This window comes from Streptomyces sp. NPDC059564 (assembly GCF_042735575.1).
Lineage (GTDB): Bacteria > Actinomycetota > Actinomycetes > Streptomycetales > Streptomycetaceae > Streptomyces.
Genome location: NZ_JBHWBP010000148.1, coordinates 1 through 17,698, shown reverse-complemented (window position 1 = coordinate 17,698; position 17,698 = coordinate 1). Strand labels below are relative to the sequence as shown.

General features: G+C 73.3%; 12 protein-coding genes. 8 read left to right on the top strand and 4 right to left on the bottom strand.

Features of this window, described 5'->3' with window-relative positions; translation table 11 throughout:
- The 4 genes from ACFV0Q_RS23625 to ACFV0Q_RS23610 form a co-directional block, all read left to right on the top strand.
- On the top strand, positions 1-3,550 hold a 3,550-nt coding region (locus ACFV0Q_RS23625; RefSeq protein WP_385008309.1), incomplete at its 5' end, for a S8 family serine peptidase.
- Between the two features lie 813 nt (positions 3,551-4,363).
- Positions 4,364-5,344, top strand: coding sequence for a protein phosphatase 2C domain-containing protein (locus ACFV0Q_RS23620; protein ID WP_385008308.1), 981 nt, complete (start codon positions 4,364-4,366; stop codon positions 5,342-5,344).
- An 81-nt stretch (positions 5,345-5,425) separates the two neighbouring features.
- Positions 5,426-7,168, top strand: a complete 1,743-nt coding sequence (locus tag ACFV0Q_RS23615; RefSeq protein WP_385008307.1) for a pyruvate dehydrogenase — start codon at positions 5,426-5,428, stop codon at positions 7,166-7,168.
- Between the two features lie 197 nt (positions 7,169-7,365).
- Positions 7,366-7,737 (top strand): ATP-binding protein, encoded by a 372-nt coding sequence (locus ACFV0Q_RS23610; protein WP_385008310.1) that lies wholly within the window; start codon positions 7,366-7,368, stop codon positions 7,735-7,737.
- An 89-nt stretch (positions 7,738-7,826) separates the two neighbouring features.
- On the opposite strand, the gene ACFV0Q_RS23605 is transcribed toward ACFV0Q_RS23610, so the two are convergent.
- On the bottom strand, positions 7,827-8,918 hold the full coding sequence (locus ACFV0Q_RS23605; RefSeq protein WP_385008306.1) for a DUF2637 domain-containing protein: 1,092 nt from the start codon (positions 8,916-8,918) through the stop codon (positions 7,827-7,829).
- A gap of 191 nt (positions 8,919-9,109) precedes the next feature.
- Positions 9,110-10,018 carry a (2Fe-2S)-binding protein gene (locus tag ACFV0Q_RS23600; protein ID WP_385008305.1) on the bottom strand — a complete coding sequence of 303 codons (909 nt, stop codon included), beginning with the start codon at positions 10,016-10,018 and terminating at the stop codon, positions 9,110-9,112.
- A gap of 116 nt (positions 10,019-10,134) precedes the next feature.
- Here ACFV0Q_RS23600 and ACFV0Q_RS23595 point away from each other — a divergent pair, with 116 nt between their 5' ends.
- Positions 10,135-10,851: a GntR family transcriptional regulator gene (locus ACFV0Q_RS23595; protein ID WP_385008304.1), complete on the top strand. Its 717-nt coding sequence runs from the start codon at positions 10,135-10,137 to the stop codon at positions 10,849-10,851.
- Between the two features lie 27 nt (positions 10,852-10,878).
- Here ACFV0Q_RS23595 and ACFV0Q_RS23590 read toward each other — a convergent pair whose 3' ends face one another.
- Together ACFV0Q_RS23590 and ACFV0Q_RS23585 are read right to left on the bottom strand one after the other, a co-directional pair.
- Positions 10,879-11,652, bottom strand: a complete 774-nt coding sequence (locus ACFV0Q_RS23590) for a hypothetical protein (protein ID WP_385008303.1) — start codon at positions 11,650-11,652, stop codon at positions 10,879-10,881.
- A gap of 157 nt (positions 11,653-11,809) precedes the next feature.
- Positions 11,810-13,486 (bottom strand): PucR family transcriptional regulator, encoded by a 1,677-nt coding sequence (locus ACFV0Q_RS23585; protein WP_385008302.1) that lies wholly within the window; start codon positions 13,484-13,486, stop codon positions 11,810-11,812.
- A gap of 254 nt (positions 13,487-13,740) precedes the next feature.
- On the opposite strand from ACFV0Q_RS23585, the gene ACFV0Q_RS23580 reads away from it, so the two are divergent.
- From ACFV0Q_RS23580 to ACFV0Q_RS23570, 3 genes are read left to right on the top strand one after another with little or no spacing between them, the layout of a single operon-like run.
- Positions 13,741-14,634 carry an FAD binding domain-containing protein gene (locus ACFV0Q_RS23580; RefSeq protein WP_385008301.1) on the top strand — a complete coding sequence of 298 codons (894 nt, stop codon included), beginning with the start codon at positions 13,741-13,743 and terminating at the stop codon, positions 14,632-14,634.
- 2 nt (positions 14,635-14,636) lie between these two features.
- Complete coding sequence (locus ACFV0Q_RS23575; protein WP_385008300.1) at positions 14,637-15,242, top strand: (2Fe-2S)-binding protein; 606 nt, start codon at positions 14,637-14,639, stop codon at positions 15,240-15,242.
- Positions 15,243-15,244: 2 nt separating this feature from the next.
- The gene (locus tag ACFV0Q_RS23570; RefSeq protein WP_385008299.1) at positions 15,245-17,650 is read left to right on the top strand and encodes a xanthine dehydrogenase family protein molybdopterin-binding subunit; all 2,406 of its coding nucleotides are present in this window, start codon (positions 15,245-15,247) and stop codon (positions 17,648-17,650) included.
- Positions 17,651-17,698 lie beyond the last annotated feature (48 nt).

Sequence of the window (17,698 nt, the reverse complement as noted above, 5' to 3'; positions counted from 1 at the left end):
GGGCCGCACCGCCGCCAGGGCGTTGCCCGGGGCGAACGGCGCGCAGCCCGTGGTCCAGACCCGCCTGTGCGGCCTGTACATATACGTCTACCCCGAGAGCGCCGCGAAGGCGCTCGCCGCCGGCACGGTCGACCCGCAGCTGTTCAACGTCACCGGCCTCATCCGCCAGGGCTACGACGACGCGCACGCCAAGAAGCTCCCCCTGATCGCGGTCTACGACGGCTCCGTGAACGTGGCCCGCAGCGCCCCGCCCGCCCCGCGCGGCGCCGAGCGCTCCCTGGTCCTCGACTCCATCGGCGCCGTCGCCCTCGCCGCCGACAAGGAGCACGCCGCCGACTTCTGGGCCGACGTGTCGGCGGGCAGCCGCTCGCGCGCCGCGGGCGGGCTGAAGAAGCTGTGGCTCGACGGCAAGGTGCAGGCCAGCCTGGAGCGTTCCACCAAGCAGGTGAACGCCACCGCCGCCTGGGCCGCCGGCTTCGACGGCACCGGCACCAAGGTCGCCGTCCTCGACACCGGCACCGACCTGGACCACCCCGACCTCAAGGGCCGCGTCGACGAGTCGAAGAACTTCACCGACTCCGACACCGACGCCGACCGCCAGGGCCACGGCACCCACACCATCTCCACCGTCGGCGGCTCCGGCGCCGAGAGCGGCGGCGCCAAGAAGGGCGTCGCCCCCGGCGCCCGGCTGCTCAGCGGCAAGGTGCTGGGCGACCAGGGCTACGGCCTCGACTCGTGGATCATCGCCGGGATGGAATGGGCCGTCGCCGCCAAGGCCGACGTGGTCTCCATGAGCCTCGGCGACCCCTCCCAGACCGCCTGCGACGACCCGTTGGCCGCCGCCGCGGAACGCCTCTCCCAGCAGGGGCCGCTGTTCGTCATCGCCGCCGGGAACTCCGGCCCCGGCAACAACACCGTCTCCTCGCCCGGCTGCGCGCCCAGCGTGCTGACCGTCGGCGCCGTCGACCGCGACGACACCACCGCCGTCTTCTCCAGCCGTGGCCCCGCCGGGCTCCAGCACACCCTCAAGCCCGAGATCGCCGCCCCCGGCGTCGGGATCTCCGCCGCGAACATGGGCGGCCGGGGCGTGTACGCGTACCAGTCCATGTCCGGCACCTCGATGGCCACCCCGCACGTCGCCGGGGCCGCCGCCGTCGTCAAGCAGCGCCACCCCGACTGGACCGGGCAGCAGATCAAGTCCGCCCTCGTCGGCTCCGCGAACAGCGCCGTCCCCGGCGACGTACGCGAGACCGGCGGCGGCCGCCTCGACGTCAAGGCCGCCGTCGACGCCACCGTGACCGGCGCCCCCGCCGTCCAGGGCGGCGCGTACAACTGGCCGCAGGACCGCAGCGACCGCACGAGCGTCGAGGTCCCGTACACCAACACCGGTACGAAGCCGGTCACGCTGAAGCTGTCGCTCGGCAAGGTCACCGGCAACGACGGCTCGGCCGTCCGCGGCCAGGTCGCCCGCCTCGACCGGAACACGGTCACCGTCCCGGCCGGCGCCACCGTCACGGTGCCCCTCGGCCTCGACCCGGCCGCGAAGCTGGAGCGCTCGCAGTACGGGGACGTCACCGGCCGCGTCCTCGCCACCGCCGACGGCGTGCACGTCTCCACCCCCTTCTCCCTCTACGTGGAGCCCGAGACGGTCACCCTGCGCGTCAAGCTGATCGACCGCGCGGGCAAGCCCGCCGCCGGACCCTCCTCCCTGGACGTCATCGGCACGGACGACGCCTCCGGCGAGCGCCGCTTCAACGACGGCTCCGTCGACCAGGTCTACCGGGTGCGCCCCGGCGCGTACTTCCTCTCCGCGTTCGTCGGCACCCCCGACGCCGGTGAGGGCGCGACGATGACGGACTCCCTGACCTACCTCGGCCGTCCGCAGACCGAGGTGAAGAAGGACACCACCGTCGTCCTCGACGCCCGCAAGGCCGGACGCCTGGCCATCGAAGCCGACCAGCCCGTCGAGACCCGCAGCACCACCCTCGCCTTCGCCCGCAGCTGGGGAGACGTCTGGCTGCACGCCGGCACGGCCATGGGCGGCCGCACCATCCGCGGCTACTACGCCGACGTCGAAGGCCGCGCGAAGGACGGCTCGTTCGAGTTCGGCAGCTACTGGCGGGCCGGCGCGCCCGTGCTCTCCGAGCTGAGGGCGGCGGGCGGCCCCGCGCTGCACCCGGTCACCGCCTCCACCGGCAGCGACAACCTCGACGGCCACGGCAGCGCCCCGCTCGTCGACGCGGGCAAGGGAACGCCCGGGGAACTGGCCGCGGCCGGGGCCAAGGGAGCGGTCGTCCTCGTGAAGACCGAGGACGGCGGCCTGAACACCGTCGCCGAGGACGCGAAGGCGGCCGGGGCCACCGCCGTGCTCGGCTACCGCGAGGCCCCCGGCCGCTGGGTCCCCTCCACCGGCTTCGCGGGCGGCGCGCTGCCCGTCCTGGGCGTCGAGTCCGCCGAGGGCAAGGCCCTGCTGGCCCGGCTCGCCGGCGGCAAGGTCACCCTGGAGTGGAAGGGCACCGCGAAGAGCCCGTACGCGTACTCCCTCGCCTTCCCCGAGAAGGGCCAGGTGCGGGGCGCCCACACGTACGAGGTGCGCGACCGCGACCTCGGGCAGGTCGAGTCCTCGTACCGGTCCATGGGCGTGGCCGCCGACTTCATCGACCTGGCCGGCGCCTACCGGCCGATCGGCACCGCCGTCTCCTTCGGCTCGATCGAGACCGTCGCCGTGCCGGGCAGGCGGACCGAGTACTACACCGCCGGGGACACCGCCTGGGACCAGGTCCTCTCCAGCAGCTTCCCCTGGGGCGAGTTCATGACGGGCGAGCAGCGGACGTACGCCAAGGGCGCCCGGACGACGGCCGCCTGGTACGACGGGGTGACCGGACCGGTCGCCCCCCGCGACCGCGCCGGCAAGGAGGCGCTGGCCGCCGAGCGGCAGGGCAACCTGATCGGCTTCGCCCCCGCCATGTGGGGGGACGGCTCGCACTACGCGCAGCCGGGTTCCTTCGGTGACGTCGGCGGCCTCCAGCTGAAGCGCGACGGCGAGGTCATCGGCGACAGCTGGTACCCGTCCGGGGTGTTCGAGGTCCCGGCGCAGGAGGGGCGGTACGAACTGACCCAGTCCATCGAGAAGATCGGCGCTCCGGCCCGCACCTGGCAGCGGTCCACCGCGGTGCGGACCACCTGGGGCTTCACCTCGAAGCTCGACGCGTCGGCGTACTCGCAGGGCCTGCCGGTCCTGTTCCCGCGGTACGACGCTCCGCTGGACGGGCTGAAGACGGTCGCGGCGGCGGACGGCCAGCGGATCGGGCTGAGCGCCACCGGGCACGCCGGGTACGCGCCGGGGGCCCTCACGGCCGCGAAGCTGTCGTACTCGTACGACGGTGAGCACTGGACGGAGGCGAAGGTGATGGAGAGCGGGGGCCGTTGGACGGCCGTCGTGGACCATGCCGGGGCCTCCGGGAAGCAGGTTTCGCTGAAGGTCGGGCTGATCGACGCGAACGGCGCCACGGTCACCCAGACGGTCGCGCGGGCGTACGACGTCCGCTAGTCCGTACGGGTAAAGCGGGAGGGGTCCACCGGGCGGCGGCCCGGTGGGCCCTTTTCGCGCGTTCCGGGTTTTCCGGGGCCCGGGGAGGCCGACAATGTGGGCATGAGTCAGCAGGGCGCGGAGGACTGGTGGCAGAAGCTCTACGAGGACCCGGACGCGGTCCCCGAGCCCGACCCGGAGGACACCCTGGACCACCGCTTCCACTCGGCGTCGGGCCTGGTCACCGACCCACCCCGGCCCCCCGTCCCGGTCCCACCACCCCGGGATGCCCCGGGCAGTCCTCCACCGCCGTCCGCGCCGCGAGGAACGGCCCCCGCGCCCTCCGGCTCCGTACCGGCCGCTGGGCCCGTACCGCCGCCACCGGCCCAGCCCCCGCCGCCCAGCGCGCCGCCCGGGGTGTTGCCGCCCACGTACGCGGCCCCGGGCGTGCCGCCCGCGCGGACCGCCGAGCCGGGACCGGCGTCACGGCCACCCCGCCCTGAGCCGGGCGTCCCACCGCTCGCCACCCCGTCGGCCCGCCCTGAGCCGCACCCCGGGTCCGCCCCGGTGCCACCGCGCGCTGCCGCGCCCCCGCCGGGTGCGTCCGGGCTCGTGCCGCCCGCGCGGGTCGGGCCGGAGGGGCCTCCGGCTGCCGTCCCGGGTGGGGCGCGGCCGGTGCCGTCGCCCGCCGGGCCCGGTTCCGTGGCGCCGTCACCGCCGCAGGCAGCCCGTGGGCCCGCGCAGGGGGCGCCGTCGGCCGAGTCCGGTTCCGCGCCGCCCCGGCCGGAGGTGCCCGCGCCGCCGGCCCGGCCGCCGGGTGCGGTGGATCCGCGGGTGGGCGGGGAGACCGGGTATGCGCGGGGGGACGTGGCCGTGCCGCCCGCCGAGGGAGGGGGCGGGGAGTTGCCCGCCTGGCGGTGGGCATCGCCGCCCGAGGGCCCGGAGGAGCCGGAACCGCCCAACGGCCCGCGGCCGGCGGTCCGGCATCTTGGGGATCGCGCGCCCACCTACGCCGCCGAGCCCACCGCGTTGCCCGCCGCCGATCCGGCCGCGCTCGACTTCCTGACGCCCGACACCGTCCTGGAGGGGGCCCGCTACGGCGGCTACACCCTGCGCGCCGCCTCCCTGCGCGGGGACTCCGCCCGCTACCGGGGCGAGGCCCGCCGGGACTTCCTGCTCACCGCCCGCTTCGGCAGCGGCGACGAGGCCCTGGTCCTGGTGGTGCTGGCCGGCGGGGACCGGGCCGCCCCCGGCGCCCGGGAGGCCGCCGCCGAGCTGGGCCACTCCGTCGCGGCGGCCGTCGGCCGCAGCCGGGAGCGGCTGGCCGACGACATCCGGGCCGGCCGCCGCGAGGCCCTGCTCTCCGGGCTCCAGCGCCTCACCGACCGGGGCTACGGCCGTCTGCGGGCCCGCGCCGCCGAGCTCGGCCTCGCCGAGGACGCGTACACCGCCGGACTGCGCGGGCTGCTGCTGCCCCTGGACCCCGCGTGCCCGAACCGGGTCTGCTTCGGCGCGGGCGCGGGCGGCCTCTTCCGGCTCCGCGCGGGCCGCTGGCAGGACCTGGAGCCCGATGACGGCGACGCCGCCGGCGGGTTCCGCTTCCGTGCCTCCGTGGCCCGCCCGGGTGACACCCTGCTGCTCTGCTCCGGCGGCCTCGCCGACCCCATGCGCGAGGAGAACCTGCTCCCCGACGAGCTCGCCGCCCGCTGGTCGCAGCCCGAGCCGCCGGGCCTCGCGGCCTTCCTCGCGGACACCCAGCTCCGCCTCAAGGGCTACGCCGACGACCGGACGGCGGCCGCGGTCTGGGAGGCGTAACCGGGCGGAACGTGCGTGGATGGAAGCCGTACACGGCCCGCACGCCGCGGAAGCAGGCAGGAGCAGAAGGGGCGACCCTCCATGGCCAAGCAGAACGTCGCGGAGCAGTTCGTGGACATCCTCGTGCGCGCGGGCGTGCGGCGGATGTACGGGGTCGTCGGCGACAGCCTGAACCCCGTCGTCGACGCCATCCGCCGCACGGGCGGCATCGAGTGGATCCAGGTCCGCCACGAGGAGACGGCGGCCTTCGCGGCGGGCGCCGAGGCCCAGATCACCGGCCGCCTCGCCGCCTGCGCGGGCTCCTGCGGCCCCGGCAACCTCCACCTGATCAACGGCCTGTACGACGCCCAGCGCTCCATGGCCCCGGTCCTCGCGCTGGCCTCGCACATCCCCTCCAGCGAGATCGGCCTCGCCTACTTCCAGGAGACCCACCCCGACCAGCTGTTCCGCGAGTGCAGCCACTACAGCGAGCTCATCTCCAACCCGAAGCAGATGCCCCGGCTGCTCCAGACCGCCGTCCAGCACGCCATCGGCCGCAGCGGGGTCAGCGTCGTCGCCCTGCCCGGCGACGTCGCCTCGCAGCCCGCCCCCGAGAAGGCGGCCGAGCACGCACTCGTCACGGCCCGGCCCACCGTCCGGCCCGGCGACGGGGAGATCGACAAGCTGGTCCGGCTGGTCGACGAGGCCGAGCGGGTCACCCTCTTCTGCGGCAGCGGCACCGCCGGCGCGCACGCCGAGGTGATGGAGTTCGCGGGCCGCGTCAAGGCCCCCGTCGGGCACGCCCTGCGCGGCAAGGAGTGGATCCAGTACGACAACCCGTACGACGTCGGCATGAGCGGACTGCTCGGCTACGGCGCGGCCTACGAGGCCACCCACGAGTGCGACCTGCTGATCCTGCTCGGCACCGACTTCCCCTACAACGCCTTCCTGCCCGACGACGTGAAGATCGTCCAGGTGGACATCCGCCCCGAACACCTCGGCCGCCGCTCCCAGTTGGACCTCGCGGTCTGGGGCGACGTACGGGAGACCCTGCGCGCCCTGAACACGCGGGTGCGGGCGAAGACGGACCGCCGCTTCCTGGACCGGATGCTGAAGAAGCACGCCGACGCCCTGGAGGGGGTGGTGAAGGCGTACACCCGCAAGGTGGAGAAGCACACGCCGATCCATCCCGAGTACGTGGCCTCCGTACTCGACGAACTCGCCGACGAGAACGCGATCTTCACCGTCGACACCGGGATGTGCAACGTCTGGGCCGCGCGCTATCTTTCCCCGAACGGCAAGCGCCGCATCATCGGCTCCTTCAGCCACGGCTCCATGGCCAATGCCCTCCCGCAGGCCATCGGCGCACAGTTCACCGACCGGAGCCGTCAAGTGGTGTCCATGTCGGGTGACGGTGGTTTCTCGATGCTGATGGGAGATTTCCTCACCCTGGTGCAGTACGACCTGCCCGTCAAAGTGGTCCTCTTCAACAACTCATCGCTCGGAATGGTCGAGTTGGAAATGCTGGTTTCCGGCCTTCCTTCGTACGGAACGACGAACCGGAACCCGGACTTCGCCGCCATCGCCCGCGCGGCGGGCGCGTACGGGGTCCGCGTCGAGAAGCCCAAGCAGCTCACAGGGGCTCTGAAGGACGCTTTCCAGCACAAGGGACCCGCTCTGGTGGACGTGGTGACCGACCCCAACGCGTTGTCCATTCCGCCGAAGATCAGCGCCGAGATGGTGACCGGTTTCGCACTATCCGCCAGCAAGATCGTGCTGGACGGCGGGGTCGGCCGGATGCTCCAGATGGCTCGATCCAACCTCCGCAACGTGCCCCGCCCTTGAGCGCGCAGGAGTGCGGACTGCCCCCGGGGGCATGCATCCCGTAGGCCTGTTCGAGCACGAGGGAACGCGGGAGGGGCATCGCCGTGCGGGTGGGGGCGAATACCGGCAAGCCATGGAGAAGAGGGAGTCCGGTGCAGCGCGAGCCGTCCACGGGGGACGGGGCCGCGAGGACGGGCACGACGGAGATCAGGCGGAGCGTGCGCCGGGCCGACCTGAAGGCGGTGGGTGAGGTCCGCCGGGCGCTGCGGGAGCTGATGCGCCACCGCTGCCGGGCCGATACCGCCGACGTGGCCGAGCTGCTGGTCACCGAGCTCGTCACCAACGCCCTGGTCCATACCGATCAGGGTGCGGAGGTGTCCGTACGGCTGGCCGCCACCCGCTTACGGGTCGAGGTCCGCGACCACAACGCCCGCCGCCCCACCCCGTACGTAACGTCCGCCGACGACGGTACGCACGGCCGGGGGCTGGTCCTGGTGCAGGCGCTGGCCGACACCTGGGGCGTGGACCCGCTCGCCCTGGGGCGGGGCAAGGTGGTCTGGTTCGAGCTGGAGGCGGTGGCCCCGGCCTGAGCCGGGCGCCGTCCGGCTCGGGGGCCGCCGGGCCCGGACATGCGGCAGCGGGGCGCAGGGCGCCCCGCTGGCACGTGTGCGGTCCGGGTTCAGCCGAACTGCTGCTCCAGGTCCTTCAGTTTGCGCTCCAGAGAGTCGAGCCGGGGGATGGTCTGGGTGTCGTCCTCGGCGGTGAGGTCCACCGTCCGGGGGCCGGACTGATCAGGTGATTCGCTTCCGTTCGCGTTCACGGCTTGCAGGGAGGGCCTTCCGGTGGCCCCTCCCGCCGTGAGCCGGGGGAGTAGGGGCAGCTGTCCCGCTTCCGATATGGCCGGCTCCGCGCCGACCGGCGCGGAGCCCGACCCGGGGGCCAGCCCCTGCACGTCGACCTGACGCGCCCGGGCCCGCCCGAACGCCCTGTTCTGCCGGCCCAGCGCCTTGATGTGGGCGCGGTCCAGGCGGTGTTGTTCCCGCCTGCGGTGCCGGTCGTTCTCCTTCTCCTTCTTGTCCTCGCGCACCTCGTCCACCGCTTCGTCGAGGGTGCGTACGCCCTCCAGCAGCATCAGGGACCAGGCGCCGAAGGTCTCGCGCGGGGCCCGCAGCCAGCGGACCATCCGGATCTGCGGCAACGGCCTGGGGATCAGGCCCTGTTCGCGCAGCGCGGCCCGGCGGGTCTGCTTGAGGGCACGGTCGAAGAGGACGGCGGCCGAGAGCGACATCCCGGAGAAGAACTGCGGGGCCCCGTCGTGTCCGGCGCCGCGCGGCGCGTGCACCCAGTTGAACCAGGCGGCCGCGCCCGCGAACAGCCAGACCAGCATGCGCGAACCGAGTGCCGCGTCGCCGTGGCTCGCCTCGCGGACGGCGAGCACCGAGCAGAACATGGCGGCGCCGTCGAGGCCGAACGGGACCAGGTACTCCCAGCCTCCGGAGAGGTTCAGGTTCTGCCGGCCGAAGCCGACGAGCCCGTGGAAGGAGAGTGCGGCGGCCACCGCGGCACAGCAGAAGAGCAGGACGTACGAGGCGGTGCCGTAGACGGCCTCCTTGCGCCGCCTGCGTTCCTCGCTGCGCTCCCAGCTGTCGTCGGCCGCGGCCTTCTCGCCCTCCCGCTTGCCCCGCGCCAGCACCGCGACTGCCGCAAGGACGCCCAGGATCAGCAGGCTGCCGGGCAGCAGCCAGTCCAGCGATATGTCGGTCAGTCTCATGCGGTGTCCCTTGCCTCGCGTATGCGGCTTTCCGGGCGCCATAGTGGCGCAGCCGGTCAGTGGTGCACGCGGGTTTCGGGTCAAGTGGACGCCATCGGGGGGCGTGGCCCGTCGGATAGGGTGTTGTGGCTCGAACGCGAGCTCGCACAAAGCGAGTTGCGTTCGATTCGACTTCATCCCTGCGGGTGGGTTCAGGCCGCGGCGGCCGCCGCGGTGAGCCGGGCGACCCGGTCCGTGTCGCAGGTGCGTGGGCAGGTCGTGCAGGTGTCCTCCGGGCGGACCGTGTAGAAGAAGCAGCAGCCGGCCCGGTCCCGGGTCGTCAGCTCCTGCCCGCCGGGGCCGGCGAGCGCCCGGAACCGGGCGCCGCCCGTGTACGGGGCGGACCCGCCGGGCAGCAGCAGCTCCAGCTCGCGCACGGCCCGCCGCTCCTCGCCGAGCAGGCTCCCGAGGTACCAGAGGCCTTCGGTGACCTCGTCGGTGGCCAGGGCCCATCTCGCCCGGGGTCCGCGCCGAAGCCGCGGGCCGAAACCCTCCAGCAGCGGTCCGAGGTGCTGGGCCACCGCGGCCCGCACCTCTGCGCGCAGCGCCTCCTCGCAGGGGACGACCCGCGCCCCGGGAAGGGCGGCCGCCGGGTCGTCCGGCAGGCAGGCGAACTCCTCCACGCGTACGGCCATCCGCCCCGAGGTCCGGTGGAAGGACACCGCGTCCACCGGCAGCCGGGGCACCCGGCGCGCCAGGAACCAGGGGAGCGTGATCAGCAGGCAGGCCGGCCACGCGTACCGGTGCAGGCCGAAGCCGGCCACCACGTCGGGCCGTGCCGCGCGGCCGTGGTCCCGCAGCACCTGGGCCTCGTCCCAGGCGAGGTGGGTGTCGAGGGCCGCGCCGCCCGCCGCGAGCTCGTCCGCGCCGACCCAGCCCACACCGCGAGGGCGGGGTTCGTGCGCCTGGAGCTCCTCGATCCGCAGGCCGGGGTAGGCCGCCGTCAGGCGCCCGTACGCCTCCGCCACCGGAGAGCCGGCCGGGGCGGGTGCGGGCAGGGGCGGGACGCCGTCAACAGTCGAGCCGGTAACAGCCGAGCCGGTCATGGCGGACCACCGCATCAGAGGATCGATAGAAGGTTAGCCTTACCTTACCCGATCTTCGACGTGCCGTAACCCCGGGGCCGCCCGGGCCGTCGCCTATCCTCGGTACCGGTCGAGACCTGGAGGAGGACCGAGTGCGCGAAGCGGCCCACACCCCGGCGTTCGAAGAGCCGGCCGCCGAAGAGCCGTGGGCGCCGGCCCCGGCGAAGCCGCTGGTACCGGCACAGAAGGTGCTGCGCCATTCGGTGCGCGGGCAGATCCTCGACGCGCTGCGCGCCGCGCTCGTCGACGGGGACCTGGTGCCGGGGGAGATCTACTCGGGCCCGGCGCTGGGCGAGCGGTTCGGGGTCTCCGCGACCCCCGTGCGCGAGGCGATGCAGCAGCTGGCGCTGGAAGGGGCGGTGGAATGCCTGCCCAACCGGGGCTTCCGGGTGCTCTCCCGCACCCCCCGGGCGCTGGCCGAGCTGGCCGAGGTCCGGGCGCTGATCGAGGTGCCGGTGATGCTCCGGCTGGCCCGCGCCGTGCCCGCCGCGACCTGGGAGTCCCTGCGCCCGGCGGCCCTCGCCACGGCCGAGGCGGCCGCCGCGGGCGACCTCCCGGGGTACGCGGACGCGGACCGGGCCTTCCACCGCGCGGTGCTCTCCCTGGCGGACAACGGCCAGCTCGTGCAGATCGCCGAGGAGCTCCACCGCCGCGCCCAGTGGCCCCTCCCGGGCGCCCCGCGCGTGCGCCGCGCCGACCTGGTGGCCGACGCGGCCGAGCACTCGGCCCTCCTGGAGGCCCTGATCGCCCGGGACCTCCCGGTGGTGGAGTCCCTCGTACGCGAACACTTCGCGGGCTCCACCGCCTGAGGCCGCCACCCGGGCGGCCCCGCCGGGTTACGCCGGGGCCGGCGCCAGTTGGTCGGCGAGCCAGGTGGGGATGCCGCCCAGGAGGTGGAACAGGCGGCGGGCCTCCGCGCGGAGGCGGGTGGCCTCCGGTTCGGGCTCGGCCTCGGCCAGGGCCGCCAGCGCGGGAGCCGTACCGACCAGGAAGCCCAGTTCCTCCCGGATGCGCAGGGACTCCGCGAAACCCTTGCGCGCCTCGGCGACCTCGCCGTCGCGCAGGGCCAGCGCCGCCAGGTGCCGCCAGGTGAACGACAGCAGCAGGGTGTCCCCGTGCGCCTCCGCCCCGGCGTGGGCCCGGTGGTACGCCGGGCGGGCCGCCTGCGGGGCGTCCGCCAGGTGCTCGGCGACCAGCCCCCGGCGGAAGTCCAGCAGCGGCCGGGTCCGCGACCCGGGCGCCAGCAGGGCCGCCGCGCGGCCGAGCGCCGAGCGGGCCTCGTCGGCCCGGTCCCGTACGCCGAGCACGGTGGCGGCGTAGGCCAGCTGGCCCCGCTCGCAGGCGGCCGCCCCGCGCTCGTCGTCGTCGCGGGCCACGGCCTCGGCCACCCGCAGGGCGTCCTCCGCCTCGGCCCAGCCCTGGCCGGTGAACAGGCACCGTTCCACGAGGAGCGCGGTGCGCTGCACCGCCGCTCCGGCGTCGTTCGCGTGCGGCGTCAGCAGGGCCGCCGCGTCGGTCCAACAGCCGCGCGAACGCAGCCGCCATATCGCCCGCTGGAGGGGGTCGTCGCCCCCCGTTGATCCCGCACCGGACATGGCGGTATCCGCCACATTGCCCTCCCCGAAGCAACCAAGCAGCACGTCTTTGAGCCCTGGGGCGAAATGAGAGCACGGATCGGGCGCATCGGCCAAGGGGTCGGGTGAACTCTTTCACAAAGTCCGGACGGCTCGTCAGCCACCCTCGGCCGGCCCCTGTCACCAGATTCGGTCAGCTCATCCGCAGGGCCAGGAAGAAGTCGAGCTTGTCCTCCAGCCGCGAAAGGTCCCGCCCCGTCAACTGCTCGATTCGCCCGACCCGGTAACGCAGCGTGTTGACGTGGAGGTGCAGCCGGGTCGCGCAGCGGGTCCAGGAGCCGTCGCAGTCGAGGAACGCCTCCAGGGTCGGGATGAGCTCCGCGCGGTGGCGGCGGTCGTAGTCCCGCAGCGGATCCAGCAGCCGGGCCGTGAAGGCGCGGCGCACGTCGTCCGGCACGAACGGCAGCAGCAGCACGTGCGAGGCGAGCTCGTGGTGGCCCGCGGCGCAGACCCGGCCCGGCCGGGCCGCGGCGACCCGGCGGGCGTGCCGGGCCTCCTCCAGGGCCCCGCGCAGCCCCTCGGCGGAGTGCACGGCGGCGCTGACACCGAGGGTGATCCGGCCGTCGTCGGCCAGGCCGGCCGCCAGGGGCTCGCGTACGGCCGCCAGCAGGGCGTCCGCGTGCAGGGCGGAGTCGGGGCCCTTGTCCTCCCCGGCGTCGCCGGAGAGCGAGGGCAGCGGTACGAGGGCGATGGCCTCGTCCCCCGCGTGCGCGACGGCGATCCGGTCGGAGGGTTCCGGCCCGGACATCGACGGGTCGACCAGGATCTCCTCCAGCAGCGACTGGGCCACCGGGCCGCCGGGGATGTCCCCGCCCTCCCAGTCCACCCGGGCCACCACGACCTGCCAGTGCGGGGCGGAGCCCAGCCCGGGCAGCAGCACCGGGGCGGCCACCCGCAGGCGGGCGGCGATCTCGGCGGGCGGGGCACCCGTCTGGACCAGTTCGAGGACCTCCTGGGCGAGCCGGCGGCGCACGGTGCGGGCCGCGTCGCGGCGGTCCCGCTCGACGGCGATCAGCTGGGTGACGCCCTGGAGCAGGTCCAGGCGCTCGGCGGGCCAGTCGCCCGCGTCCGCCTCGACGGCCAGCAGCCAGTCCGACAGCACGCTCTCGCGCACGTCACGGGCGGCGGGGCCCGGCCCGCGGCCGTGTCCCCTGATCGGGAACAGGGAGTACGTAATACCCTGGATGGACATCCGGTGCGGGCCCCTGCGGCCGGTCCGGACCGCCGCGAGGTGTTCGCTCGCCAGCGCCGCGCAGACGCCCGGAGCCAGCGGCTCCCCTGCCCCGGCGATCTGCCGTCCGGTCGGGGAGAGCACCCAGGCCCGCAGATCGAGGTCCGTGGTGAGCAGATCGAGCACCACATCGGGTCCGCCCCCTGCCGGACCGGATGTCATCAGGCGTCGGTGGCGGTCGACGACGGCCGCCAGATCGCCCGCGCGCTCCCCGGAGACCTGCCGCACCACGTACTCCGTGATGGTGGCGAATGCAACGTCTTCGTTCACGGCGAACAGCGGGAGCCGGTTGCGCCGACAGGCTGATACCAGATCATCCGGGATGTCTCCCAGCTCCGCCTCGCCCGCCGCGAGGCCCGCGACGCCCGCGCTCGCGAGGATTCGTACGAACGGCTCGGAGTCGGCTGAATTTCTTCGCCAGGCCAGGCCGGTGAGGACGAGTTCGCCCCCGGAGAGGTATCGGCTGGGATCCCTCAGGTCGGTCGTCATGACCCCGCGGACCGTCCGGTCGAGTTCGTCCTCGCCGCCCAGCAGCCGCAGCCCCAGCGCCTCGGTTTCCAGCAGTGCGCGCAGCCGCATGATGTCGCCGCCGATCTGTCTCGAATGTTGCCGTTGGAAATCGGGCAGGTCGTCGCATCCTGCCTTTCATACGAATCTACAAGACGAGGGAGGCCGTCAGCCAACTCCTTCATGGTTTCGGTGACTGCACCCGGGGGATAGGCGGCCGGTGTACTGAGTCCACACCGCGTTAACAGCACGTGAACGACCAGTCGAGGGCCTTATGGCCTCCTGGCTTGAAGTGAACGACACGATGAAGAAGAAGAGAGCCGCTCATGGACTTCCTTCGCCCCGCCAGCTGGGAGGAGGCGCTCGCCGCTAAGGCCGAGTTCCCCACAGCTGTGCCGATTGCGGGTGGCACCGACGTGATGGTCGAGATCAACTTCGACCACCGCCGGCCGGAGTACCTCCTGGACCTGAACCGCATCGGTCTCCTGCGGGAGTGGGAGGTCGGCGAGGACGTGGTCCGTCTGGGTGCCTCCGTCCCGTACACGCAGATCATGGAGAACCTCCGCACGGAGCTGCCCGGTCTCGCGCTCGCCTCGCACACGGTCGCGTCCCCGCAGATCCGCAACCGCGGCGGTGTCGGCGGCAACCTCGGTTGCGCCTCGCCGGCCGGCGACTCGCACCCCGCGCTGCTCGCGGCGGGCGCCGAGGTCGAGGTGGAGTCCGTACGAGGCTCCCGCCTGATCCCGATCGACGAGTTCTACACCGGCGTGAAGCGCAACGCGCTCGCCGCCGACGAGCTCATCAAGACCGTCCACGTGAAGAAGGCGGACGGCCCCCAGCAGTACTCCAAGGTCGGCTCCCGCAACGCGATGGTCATCGCCGTCTGCGCGTTCGGTCTGGCGCTGCACCCCGAGACCCGCACGGTCCGTACGGGCATCGGATCGGCCGCGCCGACCCCGATCCGCGCCAAGGCCGCCGAGGAGTTCCTGAACGCCGCGCTCGAAGAGGGCGGTTTCTGGGAGTCGGGCAAGGTCATCACCCCGTCGATCGCCAAGCAGTTCGGTGACCTCGCCTCCGGCGCGGCCAACCCGATCGACGACGTTCGCGGCACGGCGAAGTACCGCCGTCACGCGGTCGGCATCATGGCTCGCCGCCAGCTCGTCTGGACGTGGGAGCAGTACCGCGGCACCAACGGCCGCTCGCTTGAAGGGGCTGCGTAACCATGCGCGTCAATTTCACTGTCAACGGTCGTCAGCAGGAAGCCGACGACGTGTGGGAGGGCGAGTCCCTTCTCTACGTGCTGCGCGAGCGTCTGGGCCTGCCGGGCTCGAAGAACGCCTGTGAGCAGGGCGAGTGCGGTTCCTGCACCGTCCGCCTCGACGGCGTGCCGGTCTGTTCCTGTCTGGTCGCGGCCGGTCAGGTCGAGGGCCGCGACGTCGTGACCGTCGAGGGCCTGGCGGAGTTCGCCAAGCAGCGCGAGGAGCACGGCCACGGCGGTGCCTGCGGCACCGGCGGCGGCTGTGGCGGCAAGGGCGTCTCCCTGGACGCGGCCAAGCAGTGGGCGGCCAAGCCGGCCGACTCCCAGACCGGTGAGGGCGTCGAGCTCTCCACCATCCAGCAGGCGTTCATCGACGCCGGCGCCGTCCAGTGCGGTTTCTGCACCCCGGGCCTCCTGGTCCAGGCCGACGCGCTGCTGGAAGAGAACTCCTCCCCGTCCGACCAGGACATCCGTGAGGCCCTGTCCGGCAACCTCTGCCGCTGCACGGGCTACGAGAAGATCCTCGACGCGGTCCGCCTCGCGGCCGCCCGTCAGTCAGAGGCGGTCTGACCATGGCTCAGAACACCCGCACCGTGCCCGCAGGCGCTCCGACGAACGTCAGCCAGAAGCACAACAAGGGCGGCATCGGCGAGTCCACGCTCCGCCCGGACGGCACCCTCAAGGTCACCGGTGAGTTCGCGTACTCCTCGGACATGTGGCACGAGGACATGCTGTGGGGCCAGACCCTGCGCAGCACCGTCGCCCACGCCGAGATCGTCTCCATCGACATCTCCGAGGCGCTCGCCATGCCCGGCGTGTACTCGGTGCTGACGTACGACGACCTGCCGGCCGAGATGAAGAACTACGGCCTGGAGATCCAGGACACGCCGGTCCTCGCCAACGGCCGGGTACGCCACCACGGTGAGCCGGTCGCCCTCGTGGCCGCCGACCACCCGGAGACCGCCCGCCGCGCGGCCGCCAAGATCAAGATCGACTACAAGGAGCTGCCGCTCGTCACGGACGAGGCCTCCGCCCTCGCCCCCGGCGCGCCGCTGATCCACGAGGGCCGCGACGACCACCACATCGGTCACGTCCCGCACCCGAACATCGTGCACCGCCAGCCGATCATCCGCGGCAACGTGGAAGAGGCCCGCAAGCGCGCCGACGTCATCGTCGAGGGCGAGTACACCTTCGGCATGCAGGACCAGGCCTTCCTCGGCCCGGAGTCCGGCCTGGCCGTGCCCTCCGAGGACGGCGGCGTCGAGCTGTACGTCGCCACCCAGTGGCTGCACTCGGACCTCGGGCAGATCGCCCCGGTCCTGGGCCTGCCGCCGGAGAAGGTCCGCATGACGCTCTCGGGCGTCGGCGGTGCCTTCGGCGGCCGCGAGGACATCTCGATGCAGATCCACGCCTGCCTCCTGGCCCTGGCCACGAACAAGCCGGTCAAGATCGTCTACAACCGCTTCGAGTCCTTCTTCGGACACGTGCACCGCCACCCGGCGAAGCTCTACTACGAGCACGGCGCCACCAAGGACGGCAAGCTCACGCACATGAAGTGCAAGATCGTCCTGGACGGCGGCGCGTACGCGTCGGCTTCCCCGGCGGTCGTGGGCAACGCCTCCTCCCTCTCGGTCGGTCCGTACGTCCTGGAGGACGTGGACATCGAGGCCATCGCGCTCTACACGAACAACCCGCCCTGTGGCGCGATGCGCGGCTTCGGCGCCGTCCAGGCCTGCTTCGCGTACGAGGCCCAGATGGACAAGCTCGCGGCGAAGCTGGGCATGGACCCGGTCGAGTTCCGCCAGCTGAACGCCATGGAGATGGGCACGGTCATGCCCACCGGCCAGGTCGTGGACGCCCCGGCGCCCGTCGCCGAGCTGCTGCGCCGGGTCAAGGCCCGCCCGCTGCCGCCGGAGCGCCAGTGGGAGACCGCCGGCGAGAACGCGGACGTCCGCGCGCTGCCCGGCGGCCTCTCGAACACCACCCACGGTGAAGGCGTCGTCCGCGGCGTCGGCTACGCGGTCGGCATCAAGAACGTCGGCTTCTCCGAGGGCTTCGACGACTACTCGACCGCCCGCGTGCGCCTCGAGGTCATCAACGGCGAGCCCGTCGCGATGGTCCACACGGCCATGGCGGAGGTCGGCCAGGGCGGCATCACCGTCCACGCGCAGATCGCCCGTACGGAGCTGGGTGTCACGCAGGTGACCATCCACCCGGCCGACACGCAGGTCGGCTCCGCCGGTTCCACGTCCGCCTCCCGGCAGACGTACATGACCGGCGGCGCCGTGAAGAACACCTGTGAGGCGGTCCGCGAGGCCCTGCTGGAGATCGGCCGCCGCAAGAACGGCTCGTACCACCCGGCGTGGGCCACGGCCGAGCTGCTGCTCGAAGGCGGGAAGGTCGTCACCGACGGCGGCGAGGTCCTCGCGGACATCGCCGACATCCTGGAGGGCGAGGACGCGATCGACCTCGAGCTCGAGTACCGTCACCACCCGACCGTCCCGTTCGACCTGGTCACCGGCCAGGGCAACGGCCACGTCCAGTACACCTTCGCCGCGCACCGCGCGGTCGTCGAGGTGGACACCGAGCTCGGCCTGGTCAAGGTCGTCGAGCTGGCGACCGCCCAGGACGTCGGCAAGGCGCTCAACATGCTCTCCGTGGTCGGCCAGATCCAGGGTGGTACCACCCAGGGTCTCGGCGTCGCGATCATGGAAGAGATCATCGTGGACCCGAAGACCGCGAAGGTGCGCAACCCCTCCTTCACGGACTACCTGATCCCGACCATCCTCGACACCCCGACCATCCCGGTCGACGTCCTGGAGCTCGCCGACCCGAAGGCCCCGTACGGCCTGCGCGGCATGGGCGAGGCCCCGACCCTCTCCTCCACCCCGGCCGTCATCGCGGCGATCCGGCAGGCGACCGGTCTGGAGATCAACAAGACGCCGATCCGTCCGGAAGCCCTCACCGGCACCCTCTAGGACGGCGTGGTGGGGGGGGGGGGGGGGCGGCGTGGGGGGGCGCCCGGG